Source organism: Pedomonas mirosovicensis (genome assembly GCF_022569295.1).
Taxonomy (GTDB): Bacteria; Pseudomonadota; Alphaproteobacteria; order Sphingomonadales; family Sphingomonadaceae; genus Pedomonas; species Pedomonas mirosovicensis.
In genome coordinates, this window is the sequence record NZ_JAKFIA010000001.1 from 946,257 (window position 1) to 964,871 (window position 18,615).

The window sequence follows — 18,615 nt, forward strand, 5'->3', positions numbered from 1 at the left end:
GAAACACAGTCGCTTGAGCGTTGATCCCGTCTCCGGCTCGGTGGCGCTGCGAAATGCTGCGCGCTGGCGCGGCAAGCGCGTGGGGTTGCTCGGCGGCTCGTTCAACCCGGCGCACCGGGGGCATCTGCACATCAGCCTGGAGGCGCTGAAACGCCTGCGGCTGGACGCGGTGTGGTGGCTGGTCAGCCCGCAAAATCCGCTGAAATCCGCCAGGCACATGGCTCCGCTGGCTGCCCGTCTCGCCTCGGCCCGCGCCCTTGCCCGCGACCCGCGCATCGTGCCGACGGATGTGGAGATGCAACTCGGCACCCAATACACCGTTGATACTCTCAAGGCGTTGGTGGCCCTGCACCCCAATACTCGCTTCATCTGGCTGATGGGCGGGGACAACCTGCAAGGCTTTCATCGCTGGCACCAGTGGCGTCAGATTGTTCGGGTTGTACCGATTGCTGTTCTGCTTCGCCCGAGCTATTCTGATGCGCGCCGGTCGGCGCGGGTTCTGGGACCGCTGAGAAGCGCCCTGAAGCCGGACCGCACGGCACCAAGGTGGACAGAGTGGGCCTTGCCTGCGATTGTATGCCTTGAGCAGCCTGGTGTTGACGAATCATCAACGGCGCAGCGACAGCGCCGGCCGGACTGGGCAGATGCATATGGTCACACCACGAAGTAGGGAGAAAGGATTGCCTTCGATTGTCGCCGCTGAAGGTGGCGTTCAGAGTCAGACCTCGCAAGATGCTGGTCTGCATGATCTGGTTCTCAGATCGCTCGACGATGACAAAGCCGTCGATGTCATTTCCATTCCACTGATGGGTAAAAGCTCGATCGCCGATGTGATGGTGATTGCCAGCGGCCGCTCGTCCCGCCAGGTGGCGGCGATGGCGGACCACCTCATGGAGCGCGTCAAGGCCGAGTTCGGCATCGTGGCGCGGGCCGAGGGTCTGCCCCAGGCGGACTGGGTGCTCATCGACGCAGGTGACGTGGTTGTCCATCTGTTCCGGCCGGAGGTTCGTAGTTTCTACAACCTCGAGAAGATGTGGTCGGTGGAGATCCCCGGCGGACCAGCCGCAGCCTGATGCTGCTGCACATCATTGCGGTGGGGCGCATCGGCCGTTCGCCGGAGGCGGAGCTTGTTGCCCGCTATGCGGCGCGGCTGGGCCCCACGCTCAAGATCACCGAGCTTACCGAACAGAAGGCGCAGCGCCTCCCTCCGGCAGAGGGGGGCGTGCGAACCGTCGCGCTTGACGAGCGCGGCAAGCTGCTTTCCTCCGAAGCTTTCGCGCAGAAGCTGGGCGGCTGGCGCGACGAAGGGGTGCGTGAGGTGCGTTTTCTCATCGGCGGGGCGGACGGCCATGCCGAAGAGGTGCGCCGGAACGCTGACCTGTTGCTCTCCTTCAGCCCGATGACTTGGCCGCACATGCTGGTTCGGTCTATGTTGGCCGAACAACTTTACAGGGCCATGAGCATCCTTGCGAACCACCCCTACCATCGCGGTAACTAGGCTTCCGGCATGACGAGGCTGACAACGACCGGCCTTAGGGTCGCGATGACGGCGCTTGCCCTGACGGCAACGCCCGCGCGCGCGGGCGCGCAAACCGGCAGCGAAGATACCGCCCGCACCCGCCTCAAGCAGGTTGAGGCCAACATGGCCGAGGCGAAGAAGCGCCAGGCCGAATTGCAAAGCCAAGCAGAAAAGCTGGCCTCCGAAATCAATGCGACCGAACGGGAGATGGTGAAGCTCGCCAAGACCATCCAGATCCGCGAGCGCACCCTGTCGGACATCGAGCGGCGGTTGAAGACGCTGACTGCCGAGCGTGACGCCCAGGTGAAGGCGCTCGGCAAGGGGCAGAAGGATACCGCCCAGCTGCTGGCCGCGCTGCAAACCATGTCGCGCCGTCCGCAGGCGCTGATGTTCCTGCGGCCCGCCTCTGCGGCGGAGACGGTGCGCTCGGCCAATGTCATGATGGCGGTGCTGCCCGCGCTTCAGGATCAGACGGCGGCGCTGCGCCAGCAGGTGACGGACCTGGGCGAGACTCAGGCAGCGCTTTCGAGCGAGGAAGAGAAGCGCAAGGGTGAACTGGCGGCCCTGCGGAAGGACCGCGAGAAGCTGGCCGCCTTGCGGTCGGAGCGGGAAAAGCAGCGTGCCGGCGTGCTGGCGGAGGCTGAAGGGCAGAGCGCCCGCCTCCAGAAGATGGCCGCGGAAGCCAAGGACATCCAGGATCTGCTGGCCCGGCTGGAGGCTGAGGCCCGCCTGCGAGAGCGCTTCGCCAGCTTGCCTGCGCCCCGGCTGCGCCCGCCGGGGCTGGCCGAGCGGGTGCGCGCCGCCCGCGCCTCGCCCCAACGGGAAGCCCCCGAGACGGGCCGCCGCTCATCCTCGCCCACGGTGGCGCTGAGCCCGCCCGTGACCCCGCGCGCGGGCTTCCGGATGCCCGTGGAAGGACGCGTCACGCAACGGTTCGGCGCGGCGACGCATGGGGGCGGATCATCGAAAGGGATCTTGATCAAAACCCGGCGCGAGGCGCAGGTAATTGCGCCGTATGCAGGTCGCGTGGTTTTCGCTGGTCCATTTCGCGGATATGGCCAGCTCTTGATCATTGCACACGGCGACGGATATCATTCCTTGCTTGCAGGGATGGCCCGGATCGACGAGAAGGTCGGCGCTACCGTCCAGGCTGGCTCGCCGGTCGGCGTCATGGGTGCAACGGAACAGGGTAATCCCGAGTTATATCTTGAGCTTCGCCAACGTGGGACTCCCGTCGATCCCCTGCCTTGGCTAAGCGGCAAGAGCGGGCATACCGCAGGATAAGGTCAGGCTGTTCATGGCAATCACTTCCCGGCGTCGTCTTTTCCTCGCAGCCACTGTCGCGTGGTGCTTCGCCGCTCCTCCCGCATTCGCCGCCCCGGATCTGGAAACCTACCGCCAGCTCGACCAGCTGATGGACGTGTTCGAGCGGGTGCGCGCCGAATATGTGGAGAAGGTGGACGACAAGAAGCTGCTGGAAGGTGCCATCCAGGGCATGCTGGCGTCGCTCGATCCGCATTCCAGCTTCCTCGACGCCCGCGATTTCGAACTGATGCGGACCCAGACCGAGGGCGAATACGGCGGCCTCGGCATCGAGGTGACGATGGAGGACGGCGCGGTGAAGGTCGTCTCCCCCATCGATGACACGCCGGCCTCGCGCGCCAACATCAAGGCGGGTGACTACATCACCCACATCAACAAGGAACCGATCTTCGGCACCACTCTCAACGAGGCGGTGAGCAAGATGAAGGGCCCGCCGAAGAGCACGATCACGCTGACGATCGTGCGGGAAGGGGCCAACAAGCCGTTCGACGTGACGCTGACCCGCGAGATCATTACGCTGCGCCCGGTGCGCTACGAGGTGAAGGGCAACGTCGGCTATATTCGCATCGCCCAGTTCAGCAAGCCCACCGGGCCGGGCCTGCGGAAGGCCATCAGCGAGCTGCAGCAGCAGATCGGCGCGGACCGCGTGACCGGCTACGTGCTCGATCTGCGGCGCAACCCCGGCGGCCTGCTCGACCAGGCCATCGAGGTGTCCGACGTGTTTCTGGAGCGGGGCGAGATCGTCTCCCAGCGCGGCCGGCGCAAGCAGGACATCCAGCGCTACTATGCCCGCTCGGGCGACCTGACCGGCGGCAAGCCTGTCGTCGTGCTGGTGGACGAAGCCAGCGCCTCGGCATCGGAAATCGTCGCCGGCGCGCTGCAGGACCAGCGCCGTGCCATCGTTGTTGGCCAACGCACCTTCGGCAAGGGCTCGGTGCAGACGCTCATCCCGCTCTCGCCCGATACGGCGCTGCGGCTCACCACGGCTCGCTACTACACCCCGGCCGGCCGGTCGGTGCAGGAGCTGGGCATCGAGCCGGATATCGAGGTGCCCCAGCTGTCCGACCCGGATCTGGAAGACCGGATGACCCTGCGCGAGGCGGATCTGCGGAACCACCTGCTGAATGGCAACAAGGCCGGTGAACGGCTGGAGGAGAAGGACGACAAGCCCGATCCCCGCTTCCAGAACGTCACCGCCGAGAGCCTGAAGAAGCAGGGCATCACCGACTATCAGCTCGACTACGCGCTGAAGCTGCTGCGCCGGATCAACGGCACAATCTCCCGTCTCGCCGCCAAGTAACGCGTTTACGGCAGGAAGCGCAGCGGAGGGCTGACCAGGCATGGAAGATCGGCAGGACGACGAGGCGGACTCCGGCATGAATGCCGGGCCAAATTCCCCCGACCTGGCTTCCGTCGACCTGGACGATGACTTCCTTGAGGAGACCGGCCGCCGCCCGCTGTGGCAGTGGCTTGCGGGCGGCATTGCCGCTGCTGCCCTGTTCGTGGGGCTGGTGGCGGGCTTTGCCAGTCTGCTTGAGCGCAACGTGAGCCATGAGCCGGCCTCGGCCGTGCTCCTTGACCTGCCGAACGCGGGCGGTGGCGCGCAAGATGGCGCAGCCGGGGCGGAGGCCTCCGCGACCGATCGTTTGCCCGCCACCGTAGCGGCAGCCTCCCAGGCGCGGATGGACGCAGGGGCCGCGCCCGCGGCGCCCGAAACCGCTGCGCCCGTTCCTGTCTCCGCGCCCATCCCCGCGTCGCTGCCGCAGGGGCCTCGCATCGTGCTGCTGCTGGCCGATGCCGGGGCAAACTCCGCGCTCACCCGGCGCGCCATCGAGCAGCTGCCGCGTGAGGTCGCTATCGGCTTCAACCCCTATCCTGATGATCTGCCTGCCCTCGTGCAGGCCGCCCGCGTCCGTGGCCACGAGGTGTGGCTCGGCATCCCCATGGAGCCGCTGCGCTATCCCCAGGTGGATCCCGGTCCGCAGGCCTTGCTGCTGGCCTCCAGCCCGACGCAGAACATCCGGCGGCTGGATTGGGCGTTGCGGCGGGTGGAAGGGGAAGTTGGCCTCTACTCCATCATGGGCTCAGCCTTCACCACGCAGGAGGCGGCGCTTTCCCCCGTGCTGGCCGCCATCGCCGAGCGGGGTCTGCCCTTCCTCGACAGCCGCGCGACCGGGCGCACCCAGAGCCGCCGGATCGCCGGCAAGGTCGGCCTGCCGCTGCTGGTCAACGATAGCTTTGTCGGCAGCCCGTCCAGCCCTCAGGCCATCGACGCGCAGCTGGCGACGCTGGAGCGGCTGGCCAAGGCGCGCGGCCTTGCCGTCGGCGTTATAGAGCCGTCGTCTCTCGTGCTGGAACGCCTCGGCCAATGGGCCCCCGGCCTTGCCGCCCGCAACATCTCCCTCGTGCCGCCCCGCGCTCTGCTCGATGCCGAAAAGGCGACGCGGGGCTGAATCCTGTTCTTCTTTTTTGCCGGGGACGCGGTCCCCTGCAGAGAAAACCCCGATCACCGCGCCCGGAGGCCGCGCAGCCCCGGCTGGCCGAAAGCGGCTGTCTCCGGCGGCGTAATCTGCTAAAGGCGAAGCGGTGCATGAACAACGGCTGGTGGGGCGATGATCCGCAGGCTTTATGATTGGACGATGCGGCTGGCCGAGGGGCCGAGGGCACTGTGGAGCCTGGGCGCGATTTCCTTTGCCGAGAGCTCGTTCTTTCCCATTCCGCCAGACGTTGTGGTGGTGCCGATGGTGCTCGCCCGGCCCAAGCAGGCCTGGCTGATTGCCACCATCTGCACGGTTGCCTCGGTGCTGGGCGGTCTCGTGGGTTACGCCATCGGCTACTTCGCCATGGAATCGATCGGCCACTGGCTGATCGAGCTTTATGGCATGCAGGACAAGGCCGCCGAGTTCCACGCCAACTATGCCGAGTGGGGCCTCTGGGTCATTCTCATCAAGGGGCTGACGCCCATTCCCTACAAGCTGGTGACCATCGTCTCGGGCGCGGCCCAGTATGCGCTAGCGCCGTTCATCATCGCCTCGATCATCACGCGGGGCGCGCGTTTCTTCCTCATCGCGGCGCTGCTGCGCGCCTATGGCGAGCCCATTCGCGCCTTTATCGAGCGGCGGCTGACCCTGGTGACGACCCTCTTCGTTGCCATGGTGGTGGGTGGCTTCATGGTGCTGAAATACGTATGACCAAACTCAAGCTGGCTCTGGCGGCGGCGGCCGTCACCTCTGCGGCGCTGCTGGGCGGCGCGCTGGCGTTTCAATACATCGGCGGGCTTCACCCGTGCGAGATGTGCCACTGGCAGCGCTGGCCGCACATCGCCGCGCTGGTGTTCGCCGCAGGCGGCGGGCTGGCGCTGGCGCAGGAAAAGCCGGGCGTGGCGCGCGTTGCGGCCGTGCTGGCAGGCCTCGCGCTGCTGGTGACTGCGGCCATTGGCCTGTTCCATGTGGGCGTGGAGCAGGACTGGTGGGAAGGCCCCACCGCCTGTTCGGTGATTGGTGGCGGCGGCTCGGTCGAGGACATCTTCGCCACGGTGATGGCCGCGCCGGTGATCCGGTGCGATGAGACTGCCTGGTCTCTGGCCGGCATCTCCATGGCGGGCTATAACGCCATCATCTCATTCCTCATGGGAGGGCTTGTGCTATGGCTGAGCACGACGCGGAAAAAGTAACCGCCACCCCCGAGCCCGGCCGCTATCACCCCGGCGCGCCTTCGCTCAAAGAGCGGGCCGCGGCGATGGTGCGGGTCGACCAGGCCGGGGAATACGGCGCGGCGCGCATCTATGCCGGCCAGCTTGCCGTCATGGGCAGCCGCCATGCCTATTCAGGCGAGATCCGCCGTATGGCGGACCAGGAGCAGCACCACCTCGACCGTTTCAACCAGATGATGGTGGAACGCCGCGTGCGCCCCACCGCCTTGCAACCACTATGGAACGTGGCGGGTTTTGCGCTTGGGGCGGCGACTGCGCTCATGGGGCCGCGCGCCGCCATGGCCTGCACCGCCGCCATCGAGGACGTGATCGAGAAGCACTATGCCCAGCAGCTTGAGGAGCTGGGCGACAAGGACCCCGAACTGTCGGCGGTGGTAAAGCAGTTCCGCGATGAGGAGATCGAGCATCACGACTCCGCCATCGCGCATGGGGCAGAGAATACGCCCGGCTACTCGCTGCTGTCCGCCGCCATCAAGACCGGCTGCCGCATTGCGATCCGGGTGGCCGAGAGGATCTGACCACAAGGGGGGGCAAGCCCATGCGTCGTCTTCTTTTTCTGTTTATCGGAGCGTTCATGACTGCGAATATTGCCAACGCCGCGCCTCAGGGGCGCTACGCCATCGCCGTTCATGGCGGTGCGGGCCGGTATGACTACAACCAGTTCACCGACGAGCAGAAGGCGGCTTACCACGCCGGTCTGCGCGAGGCGCTGCTGACTGCCAAGCAGGTGCTGGAAGCCAACGGCACGGCTGTCGACGCGGTGCAGGCCGCCGCGATCAAGCTGGAGAACAACCCGCTGTTCAACGCCGGCAAGGGCGCGGTGCTGAACTCGGCAGGCGAGGTGGAGCTGGACTCGTCCATCATGGACGGCAAGACGCTGGCGGCGGGGGCCGTCGCTGGCCTCAAGACCACCAAGAGCCCGATCACGGCCGCGCGCACGGTGATGGAGAAGTCCGAGCATGTCATGCTCCAGGGCGCGGGGGCCGATGCCTTCGCCAAGGCCCAGGGGCTGGAGCAAGTGCCCAACAGCTACTTCATCACGCCCGAGCGCAAGAAGCAGCTGGAGAACGCCCAGGCCTCCAAGGAGAAGGTCAACCTCTCCAAGTTCGGCACCATCGGCGTCGTGGTGCTGGACCGCTACGGCAATCTGGCCGCTGGCACGTCCACGGGCGGGCTTACCAACAAGCAGTGGGGCCGCGTGGGCGACTCGCCGATCATCGGTGCGGGCACCTATGCGGACAACAACTCCTGCGCCGTCTCCGCCACCGGCCACGGCGAGTATTTCATCCGCGCGACCGTCGCTCGCACCATCTGCGCGCTGGTGGAATTCAAGGGCATGCCGCTGCAGGAGGCCGCCGAGTTCGTCGTGAAGGACAAGCTGGTGAAGATGGGCGGCGAGGGCGGCGTGATCGCCGTCGACGCGCACGGCAACATCGCGCTGGTGATGAACACGCCGGGCATGTTCCGCGGCTCGCTGAAAGAAGGCGAGGAGCCGTTCACGGGCATTCTGGCGGGCGACAAGTAAGCATCCGGGACGTTGCAGGAGAGGCCCGTGCGCGTAGGCGCACAAACTACCATCAGCCTCTCCTGCGCCTCCCGTTCGTTTGTGGGACGCAACTCCTGGATAAGGGCGCGTCCCATTTGGTTTTTCCGGGAAGATCGGGCCGTGTCCCTTATCGGCCAGTACGCCTGCCGAGGTTGCGCGCCCGCTAGGCCGGGTGCATCTCTCCATGTGATACAAGCTGCGCGAAAGGCGTGAGTATCAGGAATGGCAGCGCGCAGGCGGTTCCGGGAAAGCGGGCAGGCGCAGGAGACGCAGGAGGCAGGGCAGGCGCAGCTTTGCGCCCTGTGCGGGCGGCCGCTGGGGCATAAGGTGGAATGGCACCATGTCATCCCCAAGAGCCGGGGCGGGCGCGACGTGGTGCCGGTTCACCCTATTTGCCACCGCGCCATCCATGCGACGCTCTCCGAGGTGGAGCTGGAGCGACTTTACCCCACCATGGAAGAAGTGCGCCGGCATCCCGCCATCGCCAAGTTCCTCGTCTGGGTGGCCGACAAGCCGCCCGATTTTCACAAGCGCACCGAACCGAGGGGCGGGCGCAAGCGGCGGTAGATGGTAAAAACAGCCGCGTTATCCATGCGCGCCTGTGCAATTCAGGCGCAGCGGCATCCCACAGGCGCGGCCCGAGAAAGCAAACGGGGTGCAGGGGGGCGGGCCTTCTGCAAAAAATCTAAGGAATGGAACCTGACGGCAAGAAAAGAGCGCCGGCCCACCTGCTGGCAGACCGGCGCTCTCAAATGCGGTTGCGGCAATCAGCCCTAGTCCGTCAGGTCGTCCCACAGTTCCTTGAGACGGGAGAAGAAGCCGGTTGATTGCGGGCACTGTTCCCCGGTCTCGATGGTGCAGAACTCCTCCAGCAGTTCGCGCTGGCGCTTGGTGAGGTTGACGGGAGTTTCCACCGTCACCTGCAGCACCAGATCGCCCAGCCCCGTGCCGTTCAGCGAAGGCATGCCCTTGCCGCGCAGGCGGAACTGCTTGCCGGTCTGGGTGCCGGCGGGAATCTTCACCTTGGCGCGGCTGCCGTCCAGCGTCGGCACCTCGATCTCGCCGCCCAGCGCCACCGTGGTGATGCTGACCGGCACGTCGCAGAACAGCGTGGTGCCGTCGCGCTCGAAGATGCGGTGGGGCTTCAGGCTCACGAAGATGTAGAGATCGCCCGGCGGGCCGCCGCGCAGGCCGGCCTCGCCTTCGCCCGCAAGACGGATGCGGGTGCCTTCATCGACGCCCGCCGGAATCTTGACCTGAAGGCTCTTTTCCTTCTCCACCCGGCCAAGGCCGCTGCATGCCCGGCAGGGCCTCGCGATGATGCGCCCGGTGCCCCGGCAGGTGGGGCAGGTGCGCTCCACCATGAAGAAGCCCTGCGTTGCCCGCACCTTGCCCATGCCCTGGCAGGTGGGGCACACCTCCGGCTCGGTGCCCGGTTCGGCGCCCGAGCCGCTGCACACCTCGCAGGTGACCGTGGTCGGAACCGTGATGTTCTCCGTCCGGCCGCGATAGGCGTCTTCCAGCGTGATTTCCAGGTTGTAGCGCAGGTCAGAGCCGCGCACGGCGCTGGAGCGGCCTTGCCCGCGCCGTCCGCCGCCCATGAACTCATCAAAGATGTTCTCGAAGATATCAGCGAAGCTGCCGCCGCCGAAGTCGTGAGCGCCGCCGCCATAGCCGCCGCCGTGGCCGTTGAAGGCGGCCTTGCCGTAGCGGTCGTAGGCGGCCCGCTTCTGCGGGTCCTTCAGGACATCGTAGGCTTCGTTGATTTCCTTGAACTTGGCCTCGGCGGTCTTGTCGCCCGGATTGCGGTCCGGGTGAAACTGCATGGCCAACTTGCGATAAGCGGACTTGAGCGCCTTGTCGTCTGCCTGTCGATCGACGCCAAGCACCTCATAATAGTCAGTGTCAGCCATGTGCTCCTGTCCGCTTGCCTAGGCCGTCCGTTCGGCAGACAGGCTCCGGGCGGGGTGCAATCCTGCCCGCGCCCGAAGCCTGTCCTGCCTTATGGCCATTTTCTTTTGGGCCGCCCATGCGGCCTTACTTCTTGTCGTCCACTTCCGAGAACTCGGCGTCGACCACGCCTTCGTCCTGCGAGCCCGCAGCGCCGGCCTCGCCTTCGGCAGCGCCACCGGCCGCGCCTGCGCCCGGCTCCTGCTTGTAGATGGCCTCGCCCAGCTTCATCGACAGCTGGCCGAGCGCCTGGGTCTTGGCCTGGATGTCGGAGACATCCTCGCCGCCCAGCGCGCCGCGCAGGTCGCTGATGGCCGCCTCAATGCCGCTCTTGAGATCGCCCGGCACCTTGTCGCCGGCGTCCGCAACCGAGCGCTCGGTGGTGTGAATGAGGCTTTCGGCCTGGTTCTTCGCCTCGGCCAATTCGCGGCGCTTCTTGTCGTCCGCGGCGAACTGCTCGGCTTCCTTCACCATCCGCTGGATATCGTCGTCCGACAGGCCGCCGGAGGCCTGGATGCGGATCTGCTGCTCCTTGCCGGTGCCCTTGTCCTTGGCAGAGACGCTGACGATGCCATTGGCATCGATGTCGAACGTCACTTCCACCTGCGGCACGCCGCGCGGCGCGGGCGGAATGCCGACGAGGTCGAACTGGCCGAGCAGCTTGTTGTCCGCCGCCATCTCGCGCTCACCCTGGAAGACGCGAATGGTCACGGCCGTCTGGTTGTCCTCGGCGGTGGAGAACACCTGGGACTTCTTGGTCGGGATGGTGGTGTTGCGCTCGATGAGGCGGGTGAACACGCCGCCCAGCGTCTCGATGCCCAGCGACAGCGGGGTCACGTCGAGCAGCAGCACGTTCTTCACGTCGCCCTGGAGCACGCCGGCCTGCACGGCCGCGCCCAGCGCCACCACTTCGTCCGGGTTCACGCCCTTGTGCGGATCGCGGCCGAAGAAGCTCTTCACCGTCTCGATCACCTTGGGCATGCGGGTCATGCCGCCCACCAGCACCACTTCATCCACCTGGGAGGCGGAGATACCGGCGTCCTTCAGCGCCTTGCGGCAGGGCTCCAGCGTGCGCTCGATCAGGTCAGCGACCAGCGTTTCCAGCTTGGCGCGGGAGAGCTGCTTCACCAGGTGCTTCGGGCCCGACTGGTCGGCGGTGATGAACGGCAGGTTGATTTCGGTGCTCTGCGCGGACGACAGCTCGATCTTGGCCTTTTCCGCAGCTTCCTTCAGGCGCTGCAGGGCCAGCTTGTCGTTCCGCAGGTCGATGCCCTGCTCCTTCTTGAACTCGTCGGCCAGCCAGTCGATGATGCGCTTGTCGAAGTCCTCGCCGCCGAGGAAGGTGTCGCCGTTGGTGGACTTCACCTCGAACACGCCGTCGCCGATCTCGAGGATCGAGATATCGAAGGTGCCGCCGCCAAGGTCGTAGACGGCGATGGTCTTGCCGTCCTGCTTGTCGAGGCCGTAGGCCAGCGCAGCCGCGGTCGGCTCGTTGATGATCCGCAGCACTTCAAGGCCCGCGATGCGGCCGGCGTCCTTGGTCGCCTGGCGCTGGGCGTCGTTGAAGTAGGCCGGAACGGTAATCACCGCCTGGGTCACGGTCTCGCCCAGATACTGCTCGGCGGTTTCCTTCATCTTCTGCAGAATGAAGGCGGAAACCTGCGATGGGCTGTACTTCTCGTTTCGCGCTTCCACCCAGGCGTCGCCGTTGTCGGCCTTGACGATGTGATAGGGCACGAGGCCGATGTCCTTCTGGGTCATCGGGTCGTTAAAGGTGCGGCCGATCAGGCGCTTGATGGCGAATAGCGTGGCTTCCGGGTTCGTCACCGCCTGGCGCTTGGCCGGCTGGCCGACAAGACGCTCGCCGTCCGCCGTGAACGCAACCATCGACGGCGTGGTACGCGCGCCTTCATTGTTCTCGATAACCTTCGGCTGCGTGCCGTCCATAATGGCCACGCAGGAGTTGGTCGTGCCGAGGTCGATGCCAATGACCTTACCCATGTTCCTACCTCTCTCTGCCGCGTCGCTCGCCTCCGGGAAGCACGATCGACGCCGACGGTTAATGTTCTGTTGCCTTTGGAACGGGCCCACTCCCGAACCACGATCCATCGCTTTGCATCGCGATATAGGGAGGCAGCTTAGCGGCTACAACCCGTCCCGTGCGTGAATGCGGGGGTGAAGCCGGATTAGGGACGGACGGTGCGGCGTTTCCCGTCCCCTGCCCGAACAGGGGGTTGGCCGGTGGGGCAGACTGCCGCAAGTGACCATCTGGCGCCGGCGCGGGCATTGCTGGCGCATTGTTCCAACCTAAACTGCAAGGGGTGGCCGGCTCTCCCGTCGGGACCGGCCTCTTCGGAGGGAACACATCATGTCCGTTCGCACCCTGGGCCTTGGCGCGATCCTGCTTGCTGCGGTTTTCCTCGTCGTGGCGATCCTCGGCGGGATGACGTCGGGCAGCTCGGATGCAGAAGTGGCCCCCGGCGTGGATGGAGCATTCTCGCCCAGGCTGGCCCTGAAGCGGGCGGACGAGGTGACAACTGATGCATCATCAGAGACTTCCGGCGGCAATGCAGAGGATAGGGCAGGCCTTCGCCACCCTTCTGAGGCGTGGGCGCGTTGAGCCGCCGCTGCCAAGGCCGCCCCGCGAACGACAGCTAACGCTTGGGGAGAAGGCGCTGGCGGCTGCCGTCTTCGGCCAGGCGCTGGATACGCGGCGCGTCACCGTGCGCGGGCGCAAATGGTGGCTCTTCCAGCCGCGCCGCACCGTCATGGCCCCCAACGGCCACATCTACTTCCACCCCCGCTGCCCCTTCTACCGGCACGACTTCGGCATCGCCCCGCTCAGCCTGCAGGCCCTGTTCATCCACGAACTCACCCACGTGTGGCAGTACCAGTCGGGCCGCAACCTCATCCTCTCGCGCGGCCCCTTCGCCCGCTACCGCTACCTGCCGCTGACCCCCGGCAAGCCCTTTGCGAAATACGGCATCGAACAGCAGGCCGAGATCGTGCGCCACGGCTTCGTCCTCTCCCGCGGCGGCACGGTGGACGGCGCACCGCCGCTGGCGGTGTACCGCGCGCTCATCCGCTTCGGGCCCCTCAAAGAAGGGCTGCCTTCTCGCCCGAGCGTATAGCTAACTTTGCGTTGAGCTGGGTGTCGGAATGAGAAAATGATATATAAACAAAAGCAATGCACAGATGCTGATGGCGAGGGGTGTGTAGCTGACAATAATATAGAGGACTCCCCCTCCTGTGGAGATGATTTGGGTTGTAAGATAGCACGCGTATATTGTGCTGATGGTGGTTGCAACGGCAGGGCTTACCAGGATTATTAGGTGTACAATTGAGAAAAATAACTCAAATATCGCGTATCGAGGTTTGTGTAGATCGGGGGTAAGTGCTGAGATCCAGAGGGAGCTGGCATCATATCTTGCGATAAAGATATGGCAGTTTTTTATGCCATAATTTGCATATGTTCTTCTAATTATGCCAACTAACATAACGATTGATTTAAAGTTGTTTAAAAATTGTGCGTATATTAAGCATGTTGTAAATGAAAATATCTGCTGTGGTATTATCGATATTGGGGCGGAGATAAACCCAAAAGTTAATTGAACCTGTGTGCCTGCGCTCGGAATCATCGCTAAAAGAGCGCCAGTAAATGCAGCGATCATTGATATTAGCGTTTTCCTGTCGAGTCTCTTTTGCTCCGAAATTAACCCTTCAATGGTTTGTGGGTCTCCAAAAAAATTTCGGCCGAAATCGGTGGCGAGATAGTGCTCGACCTCGCGCATAATTCGGCGATGCGGGGTAAGGCGGCTTTCCATATGTGGATACTCACAGCGCCGGTGATTTTGTTTGTCACACGTAATAATAGTAATACTGAATTTTTCTTCAATCGATAGGGCGAGAAAAACAACAACGGCGGCAGGTTTGCACCCGCCGCCGTTTTTGAACTCAGCAAAAAGCCCGCTTTACGCGTTGGTGTCCACCTGCGCGCCGGGGGCTGCGGACCCGCCCTCTGTCGGCTTGGCGACGGCGACGAGCGCCGGGCGCAGCAGCCGGTCCTTGATGACGAAGCCGGTTTGCAGCACCTGCACCACCGTGCCGGGCTCGGCGTCGTTGGTGGGGATTTCCAGCATGGCCTGGTGCTTGTTCGGGTCCAGTTTCTGGCCGAGCGCTTCCACCTGGGCGATGCCGTATTTGTTGAAGACGTTGAACACCTCGCGCTCGGTCATCTCGATGCCGGTGATGACGTTGGCCACGGCCTGGTCGGCGCGGGCGGCCTCCGGCACGGCGTCGAGCGCGCGGCGCAGGTTGTCGGCAACGGCGAGAATGTCCCGCGCGAAGCTGGTGACGGCGTAGGCGCCGGCCTCCTGCTTCTCCCGCTCAAGGCGGCGGCGGACATTCTCCGTTTCGGCCATCTGCCGCAGCAACTGATCCTTCAGCGATGCGGCTTCCGCCTGGGCGCTCGCCAGCGCCTCGTCCTGGGCCGGGGGGCAGCAGCCTCAGCCGCGGCGGCGTTTTCGTCCTGCGTTTCGGTCTGCACAGTTTCCTCGGTCATGTTTGCGATACCAGTCTGGTCAGGACGCGGGCCGTGTAATCCACCATGGGAATGACCCGCGCGTAGTTGAGCCGTGTGGGGCCAATGACCCCGATGACACCAACAATCCGTTCATCGGCGCTGCGGTAGGGGGCTGCGATAACCGATGAGCCGGAGAGTGAAAAGAGTCTGTTCTCCGAGCCAATGAAGATCTTCATGGCGCTGGCGTTGACAGCCAGTTCCAAAAGACGGGCGAGTTCCCGCTTGCTCTCGATGTCCTCCAGCAGCTGGCGAACCCGCTCCAGATCGCCCCTGGCGGCGGCATCCTCGATCAGCTTGGACTGGCCGCGCACGATGAGCACGTCGCGCTCGTCGTCGTCGGCCGACCAAACGGCGAGGCCCTTCTCCACCACCTGCGCGGCCAGCGTGTCCAGCTCCGCCTTGTTCTTGGACAGCTCCTGCTCGATGAGCCCACGGGCCTGGTCGAGCGTGCGACCCACGAGGCGGGCGTTGATGTAGTTGGCCGCCTGGATGAGCGCGGCGGAAGGCATCCCCGGCGGCAGATCGAAGGTGCGGTTCTCCACCGATCCGTCCTCGCCCACCAGAATGGCCAGCGCCCGGTGGGTGGACAGCGGAATGAGATCCACCTGCCGGATGGGAATGTCCGCCTTGGGCACCAGCACCAGCCCGGCGCAGGAAGACAGGCCCGACAGCGCGGCTGTGGCCCGGCCCAGCGCATCTTCAAGGCTGCCGCCATCGGCTTTCACCTGCGTCTCGATCTGCGCCCGCTCCTCGGAGGTGATCTCGCCAACCTGCATCATGCCATCGACGAACAGGCGCAGCCCCAGTTCCGTCGGCATGCGGCCCGCGGAGGTGTGCGGGGCGGAAAGCAGGCCGATTTCCTCAAGGTCCTGCATGACGTTGCGGATGGAGGCGGGAGACAGGTTGATCCCCGGCAGGCGCGACAAGGTGCGCGAGCCCACGGGCTCGCCGGTCGCCAGATAGGCTTCCACGATCTGGCGGAAGATATCGCGCGCCCGCTCGTTGATATCGGTAATCGACAGTGTCCTCATGGCCTTGGCGCTGAATGTAAGCGTGTCGCCTGTGCTGTTCAACCGCTGCGGCTTGATGGCAGGCGGTAGGGTCGGTAGAAGCACGGGGCCTTGCGGTGCCTCGTGCGCCGTGGACAGATAGTTCGGTTCGCGACCAATCAATACAAGGAAATTGTCATGCGCCCATCCGGCCGTGCCCCCGATCAGATGCGTTCCCTCGAAATGACGGTGGGGTTCGCCAAGCACGCCGATGGGTCGTGCCTCGTGAAGTTCGGCGATACCCACGTGCTGTGCACGGCTTCGGTCGAGACCAGCGTGCCGGGCTGGCTGCGCGGCAAGGGGCAGGGCTGGGTGACGGCGGAATACGGCATGCTGCCCCGCGCCACCCACAGCCGCACCCCGCGCGAGGCGGCAAAGGGCAAGCAGACCGGCCGCACGCAGGAAATCCAGCGCCTTATCGGCCGTAGCTTGCGGGCCGTGGTTGACCTCGGCAAGCTGGGCGAGCGCCAGATCGTTGTGGACTGCGACGTGATCCAGGCCGATGGCGGCACCCGCACGGCAGCTATTTCAGGCGCGTGGGTGGCGCTCCATCAGGCGCTCACCAAGGTGAAGAACGCGGGGCTTCTTGTTGAATGGCCGCTTGCCGGTCAGGTGGCGGCCGTCTCCTGCGGCGTCTATCAGGGCGTACCGGTGCTGGACCTGGATTACGCCGAGGATTCCACCGCCCACACGGATGCCAACTTCGTGCTCACGGACAACGGCGGCATCGTCGAGGTGCAGGGCACGGCCGAGGGTGCGCCGTTCACGGAAGAAACCCTGCTGCGAATGCTGCGCCTGGCGCGCATCGGCACGCAGGAGATCTTCGCCCTGCAACGCCGCGTTCTGGGGATCTGACATGAGCCGCAAGCTGACGCCGGGAAAGCTGGTCATCGCCAGCCACAATGCGGGTAAGGTGCGGGAAATCCGCGCGCTGCTCGCCCCCTTCGGCATCGAGCCGATCTCGGCGGGCGAGCTGAACCTGCCGGAGCCGGAAGAAACCGGCACCACCTTCATCGCCAACGCCGAGATCAAGGCGCTGGCCTCGGCGCAAGGGGCTGGCCTTCCGGCGCTGGCGGACGACAGTGGCCTCTGCGTCGATGCGCTGGGCGGCGACCCCGGCATCTACTCTGCCCGCTGGGCTGGCCCTTCCAAGGACTTCGCCGTTGCCATGGAGAAGGTGACGCAGTTGCTGGATGAAAAGGGCGTGGCTCCTGAAGACCGCACGGCGCACTTCGTCTGTGCCCTGTGCCTCGCCTGGCCGGATGGCCATACGGAATCTTTCGAAGGCCGGGTTTCCGGCACGCTGGTGTGGCCGATGCGGGGCGAGCACGGCTTCGGCTACGACCCCATCTTTAAACCTGAAGGCTTCGACATCACCTTTGGCGAGATGGAGCCCGCCGCCAAGCACGCCATGTCGCACCGCGCACGGGCCTTCGAGCAACTGGTAGCGGCAGTCATTGACAAATAATCCAGCCCTTGCGGCCTCTTCCCATGACGGCCTTGCAATCTACGTGCACTGGCCGTTCTGCGAGTCCAAGTGCCCGTATTGCGACTTCAACAGCCATGTGCGTGAGAGCGTGGATCACGCCCGCTGGCGGGCGGCGTTGCTCCGCGAGCTGGCCTATGAGGCGGCGCTGACGCCGGGCAGGCCGGTCGTCAGCATCTTCTTCGGTGGCGGCACCCCCTCGCTGATGGAGCCGCAAACGGTTGCGGCCATCATTGACGAGGTTGCCCGTCTCTGGCCGATGACGGAAGGCGTTGAGATCACGCTGGAGGCCAACCCTGGCAGCGTTGAGGCCGCCAAGTTCAAGGGCTTCGCGCAGGCGGGCGTCAACCGCGTCTCGCTCGGCGTGCAGGCGCTGGACGATGCGGCGCTCCGGCTGCTCGGCCGCCGTCACAACCTGTCCGAGGCGCTGGCGGCGCTGGACATTGCGGTGAGCACCTTCGCCCGCGTCAGCTTCGATCTCATCTACGCCCGGCCCGGCCACACGGTTGAAAGCTGGCAGGCGGAACTTGGCCGGGCGCTTGCCTTCGGCACCGATCACCTGTCGCTTTACCAGCTGACCATCGAGCCACAGACCCGCTTCGCCGAGCTTTACCGGCGCGGCGATCTGGTGCTGCCGGATGAGGACACCGGGGCGGACCTCTACCAGCTGACGCAGGAGATGACCGTAAGCGCAGGGCTACCGCTTTACGAAATCTCCAACCACGCCCGTTTGGGGAGCGAGAGCCGCCACAACCTCGTCTACTGGCGCTACGGCGATTATGTCGGCATTGGCCCCGGCGCGCACGGCCGCCGCAATGCCATCGCCACCCAGCGCCGCCGTAAGCCGGAGGCCTGGCTGGAAGCGGTGGAAGACACTGGCCACGGCCTGGAGGAGGAGGTTCCCCTGCCGCCCGAGATGCGGGCGGACGAAGCCCTCGTCATGGGCCTGCGGCTGGCCGAGGGCATCGATCGCAGGCGGTTTCAGGCCCGCACCGGCGTGGCGCTTGATGAGGCCATTGATCTTGAAGCGGCGCACAAGCTGGCCGCGCTCGGCTTCATCGAGATCACGCCCGAGCGCCTGCGCGCCACCCACCAAGGGCTCATGGTTCTCAACAGCCTGCTCGGCGAGCTGGCACGCGTGTAAAGGGCGGGTCATCAAGGACGCCGGGCGACCCCCAGCGCGTCTGAAACACCGCCCGGCACCCCTCGCCGGCAGACTAATCCCTGCGGCGTCTCTCAAGCGACAGCCCTAACCGGACCGCCGCTATCAACAACGCCAGCAGTGAGATCATCACCGCCAGCACGTCAACTGCGTGCATGACAATGCCCTCCCTTCTAGCCCGCCGATTTCCGTGGCAGGCCACGGATCTTGGCGCCACGGATACTGGCGATTGACGGCAGACGCGCTGCCGTTCCTATCAATCAGCCAGTCGGGCGAGACGATGGAA

Annotated in this window: 20 protein-coding genes; 16 read left to right on the plus strand and 4 right to left on the minus strand. The window is 65.2% G+C overall.

Features of this window, described 5'->3' with window-relative positions:
* Positions 1-13: 13 nt before the first annotated feature.
* The 11 genes from L0C21_RS04470 to L0C21_RS04520 all read left to right on the plus strand — a co-directional run bounded on the left by L0C21_RS04470 (position 14) and on the right by L0C21_RS04520 (position 8,667).
* Complete coding sequence (locus L0C21_RS04470) at positions 14-670, plus strand: nicotinate-nucleotide adenylyltransferase (protein WP_259277216.1); 657 nt, start codon at positions 14-16, stop codon at positions 668-670.
* Positions 671-680: 10 nt separating this feature from the next.
* On the plus strand, positions 681-1,073 hold the full coding sequence (gene rsfS / locus L0C21_RS04475) for a ribosome silencing factor (RefSeq protein WP_259277217.1): 393 nt from the start codon (positions 681-683) through the stop codon (positions 1,071-1,073).
* On the plus strand, positions 1,073-1,498 hold the full coding sequence (locus L0C21_RS04480) for a 23S rRNA (pseudouridine(1915)-N(3))-methyltransferase RlmH (protein ID WP_259277218.1): 426 nt from the start codon (positions 1,073-1,075) through the stop codon (positions 1,496-1,498). The genes rsfS and L0C21_RS04480 overlap by 1 nt, the downstream gene beginning before the upstream one ends.
* A 9-nt stretch (positions 1,499-1,507) precedes the next feature.
* On the plus strand, positions 1,508-2,803 hold the full coding sequence (locus L0C21_RS04485; protein WP_259277219.1) for a murein hydrolase activator EnvC family protein: 1,296 nt from the start codon (positions 1,508-1,510) through the stop codon (positions 2,801-2,803).
* Positions 2,804-2,816: 13 nt separating this feature from the next.
* Complete coding sequence (locus L0C21_RS04490; RefSeq protein ID WP_259277220.1) at positions 2,817-4,142, plus strand: S41 family peptidase; 1,326 nt, start codon at positions 2,817-2,819, stop codon at positions 4,140-4,142.
* A gap of 40 nt (positions 4,143-4,182) precedes the next feature.
* Positions 4,183-5,295 (plus strand): divergent polysaccharide deacetylase family protein, encoded by a 1,113-nt coding sequence (locus L0C21_RS04495; RefSeq protein WP_259277221.1) that lies wholly within the window; start codon positions 4,183-4,185, stop codon positions 5,293-5,295.
* 159 nt (positions 5,296-5,454) lie between these two features.
* A complete protein-coding gene (locus L0C21_RS04500; protein ID WP_259277222.1) occupies positions 5,455-6,033 on the plus strand; it encodes a YqaA family protein in 579 nt (192 codons plus the stop codon).
* Positions 6,030-6,515, plus strand: a complete 486-nt coding sequence (locus tag L0C21_RS04505; RefSeq protein WP_259277223.1) for a disulfide bond formation protein B — start codon at positions 6,030-6,032, stop codon at positions 6,513-6,515. Before L0C21_RS04500 ends, L0C21_RS04505 begins: the two co-directional genes overlap by 4 nt.
* 65 nt (positions 6,516-6,580) lie before the next feature.
* Complete coding sequence (locus L0C21_RS04510; protein WP_259278818.1) at positions 6,581-7,072, plus strand: demethoxyubiquinone hydroxylase family protein; 492 nt, start codon at positions 6,581-6,583, stop codon at positions 7,070-7,072.
* A 56-nt stretch (positions 7,073-7,128) separates the two neighbouring features.
* Positions 7,129-8,079 carry an isoaspartyl peptidase/L-asparaginase family protein gene (locus tag L0C21_RS04515; RefSeq protein ID WP_259277224.1) on the plus strand — a complete coding sequence of 317 codons (951 nt, stop codon included), beginning with the start codon at positions 7,129-7,131 and terminating at the stop codon, positions 8,077-8,079.
* Between the two features lie 243 nt (positions 8,080-8,322).
* Positions 8,323-8,667 (plus strand): HNH endonuclease, encoded by a 345-nt coding sequence (locus tag L0C21_RS04520; protein WP_259277225.1) that lies wholly within the window; start codon positions 8,323-8,325, stop codon positions 8,665-8,667.
* Positions 8,668-8,873: 206 nt separating this feature from the next.
* On the opposite strand, the gene dnaJ is transcribed toward L0C21_RS04520, so the two are convergent.
* Together dnaJ and dnaK are read right to left on the minus strand one after the other, a co-directional pair.
* Positions 8,874-10,013: a molecular chaperone DnaJ gene (gene dnaJ, locus L0C21_RS04525; RefSeq protein WP_259277226.1), complete on the minus strand. Its 1,140-nt coding sequence runs from the start codon at positions 10,011-10,013 to the stop codon at positions 8,874-8,876.
* A gap of 124 nt (positions 10,014-10,137) precedes the next feature.
* On the minus strand, positions 10,138-12,051 hold the full coding sequence (gene dnaK / locus L0C21_RS04530; RefSeq protein WP_259277227.1) for a molecular chaperone DnaK: 1,914 nt from the start codon (positions 12,049-12,051) through the stop codon (positions 10,138-10,140).
* A 367-nt stretch (positions 12,052-12,418) separates the two neighbouring features.
* On the opposite strand from dnaK, the gene L0C21_RS04535 reads away from it, so the two are divergent.
* Together L0C21_RS04535 and L0C21_RS04540 are read left to right on the plus strand one after the other, a co-directional pair.
* The gene (locus L0C21_RS04535) at positions 12,419-12,670 is read left to right on the plus strand and encodes a hypothetical protein (protein ID WP_259277228.1); all 252 of its coding nucleotides are present in this window, start codon (positions 12,419-12,421) and stop codon (positions 12,668-12,670) included.
* Positions 12,618-13,181: a vgr related protein gene (locus tag L0C21_RS04540; RefSeq protein WP_259277229.1), complete on the plus strand. Its 564-nt coding sequence runs from the start codon at positions 12,618-12,620 to the stop codon at positions 13,179-13,181. The genes L0C21_RS04535 and L0C21_RS04540 overlap by 53 nt, the downstream gene beginning before the upstream one ends.
* 840 nt (positions 13,182-14,021) lie before the next feature.
* Here L0C21_RS04540 and grpE read toward each other — a convergent pair.
* Both grpE and hrcA read right to left on the minus strand, forming a co-directional pair.
* Positions 14,022-14,483 (minus strand): nucleotide exchange factor GrpE, encoded by a 462-nt coding sequence (grpE, locus tag L0C21_RS04545; RefSeq protein ID WP_374940219.1) that lies wholly within the window; start codon positions 14,481-14,483, stop codon positions 14,022-14,024.
* Positions 14,484-14,607: 124 nt separating this feature from the next.
* Entirely contained in the window at positions 14,608-15,663 is a 1,056-nt protein-coding gene (gene hrcA, locus L0C21_RS04550) for a heat-inducible transcriptional repressor HrcA (RefSeq protein ID WP_259278819.1), read from the minus strand.
* 156 nt (positions 15,664-15,819) lie between these two features.
* Here hrcA and rph point away from each other — a divergent pair, with 156 nt between their 5' ends.
* The 3 genes from rph to hemW are packed head-to-tail and all read left to right on the plus strand — an operon-like array spanning position 15,820 to position 18,311.
* Complete coding sequence (gene rph, locus L0C21_RS04555) at positions 15,820-16,536, plus strand: ribonuclease PH (protein WP_259277230.1); 717 nt, start codon at positions 15,820-15,822, stop codon at positions 16,534-16,536.
* 1 nt (position 16,537) lies between these two features.
* Positions 16,538-17,149, plus strand: a complete 612-nt coding sequence (gene rdgB / locus L0C21_RS04560; RefSeq protein ID WP_259277231.1) for an RdgB/HAM1 family non-canonical purine NTP pyrophosphatase — start codon at positions 16,538-16,540, stop codon at positions 17,147-17,149.
* On the plus strand, positions 17,139-18,311 hold the full coding sequence (gene hemW / locus L0C21_RS04565) for a radical SAM family heme chaperone HemW (RefSeq protein WP_259277232.1): 1,173 nt from the start codon (positions 17,139-17,141) through the stop codon (positions 18,309-18,311). The genes rdgB and hemW overlap by 11 nt, the downstream gene beginning before the upstream one ends.
* Positions 18,312-18,615: the final 304 nt, after the last annotated feature.

Coding starts and splice junctions, on each gene's coding strand:
- dnaK (WP_259277227.1), bottom strand. CDS start 12,051: ATGGGTAAGGTCATTGGCATCGACCTCGGCACGACCAACTCCTGCGTG.
- L0C21_RS04540 (WP_259277229.1), top strand. CDS start 12,618: ATGCAGAGGATAGGGCAGGCCTTCGCCACCCTTCTGAGGCGTGGGCGC.
- L0C21_RS04510 (WP_259278818.1), top strand. CDS start 6,581: ATGGTGCGGGTCGACCAGGCCGGGGAATACGGCGCGGCGCGCATCTAT.
- L0C21_RS04495 (WP_259277221.1), top strand. CDS start 4,183: ATGGAAGATCGGCAGGACGACGAGGCGGACTCCGGCATGAATGCCGGG.
- L0C21_RS04500 (WP_259277222.1), top strand. CDS start 5,455: ATGATCCGCAGGCTTTATGATTGGACGATGCGGCTGGCCGAGGGGCCG.
- L0C21_RS04485 (WP_259277219.1), top strand. CDS start 1,508: ATGACGAGGCTGACAACGACCGGCCTTAGGGTCGCGATGACGGCGCTT.
- L0C21_RS04520 (WP_259277225.1), top strand. CDS start 8,323: ATGGCAGCGCGCAGGCGGTTCCGGGAAAGCGGGCAGGCGCAGGAGACG.
- L0C21_RS04480 (WP_259277218.1), top strand. CDS start 1,073: ATGCTGCTGCACATCATTGCGGTGGGGCGCATCGGCCGTTCGCCGGAG.
- dnaJ (WP_259277226.1), bottom strand. CDS start 10,013: ATGGCTGACACTGACTATTATGAGGTGCTTGGCGTCGATCGACAGGCA.
- L0C21_RS04505 (WP_259277223.1), top strand. CDS start 6,030: ATGACCAAACTCAAGCTGGCTCTGGCGGCGGCGGCCGTCACCTCTGCG.
- L0C21_RS04490 (WP_259277220.1), top strand. CDS start 2,817: ATGGCAATCACTTCCCGGCGTCGTCTTTTCCTCGCAGCCACTGTCGCG.
- L0C21_RS04535 (WP_259277228.1), top strand. CDS start 12,419: ATGTCCGTTCGCACCCTGGGCCTTGGCGCGATCCTGCTTGCTGCGGTT.
- hrcA (WP_259278819.1), bottom strand. CDS start 15,663: ATGAGGACACTGTCGATTACCGATATCAACGAGCGGGCGCGCGATATC.
- rdgB (WP_259277231.1), top strand. CDS start 16,538: ATGAGCCGCAAGCTGACGCCGGGAAAGCTGGTCATCGCCAGCCACAAT.
- rph (WP_259277230.1), top strand. CDS start 15,820: ATGCGCCCATCCGGCCGTGCCCCCGATCAGATGCGTTCCCTCGAAATG.
- L0C21_RS04515 (WP_259277224.1), top strand. CDS start 7,129: ATGACTGCGAATATTGCCAACGCCGCGCCTCAGGGGCGCTACGCCATC.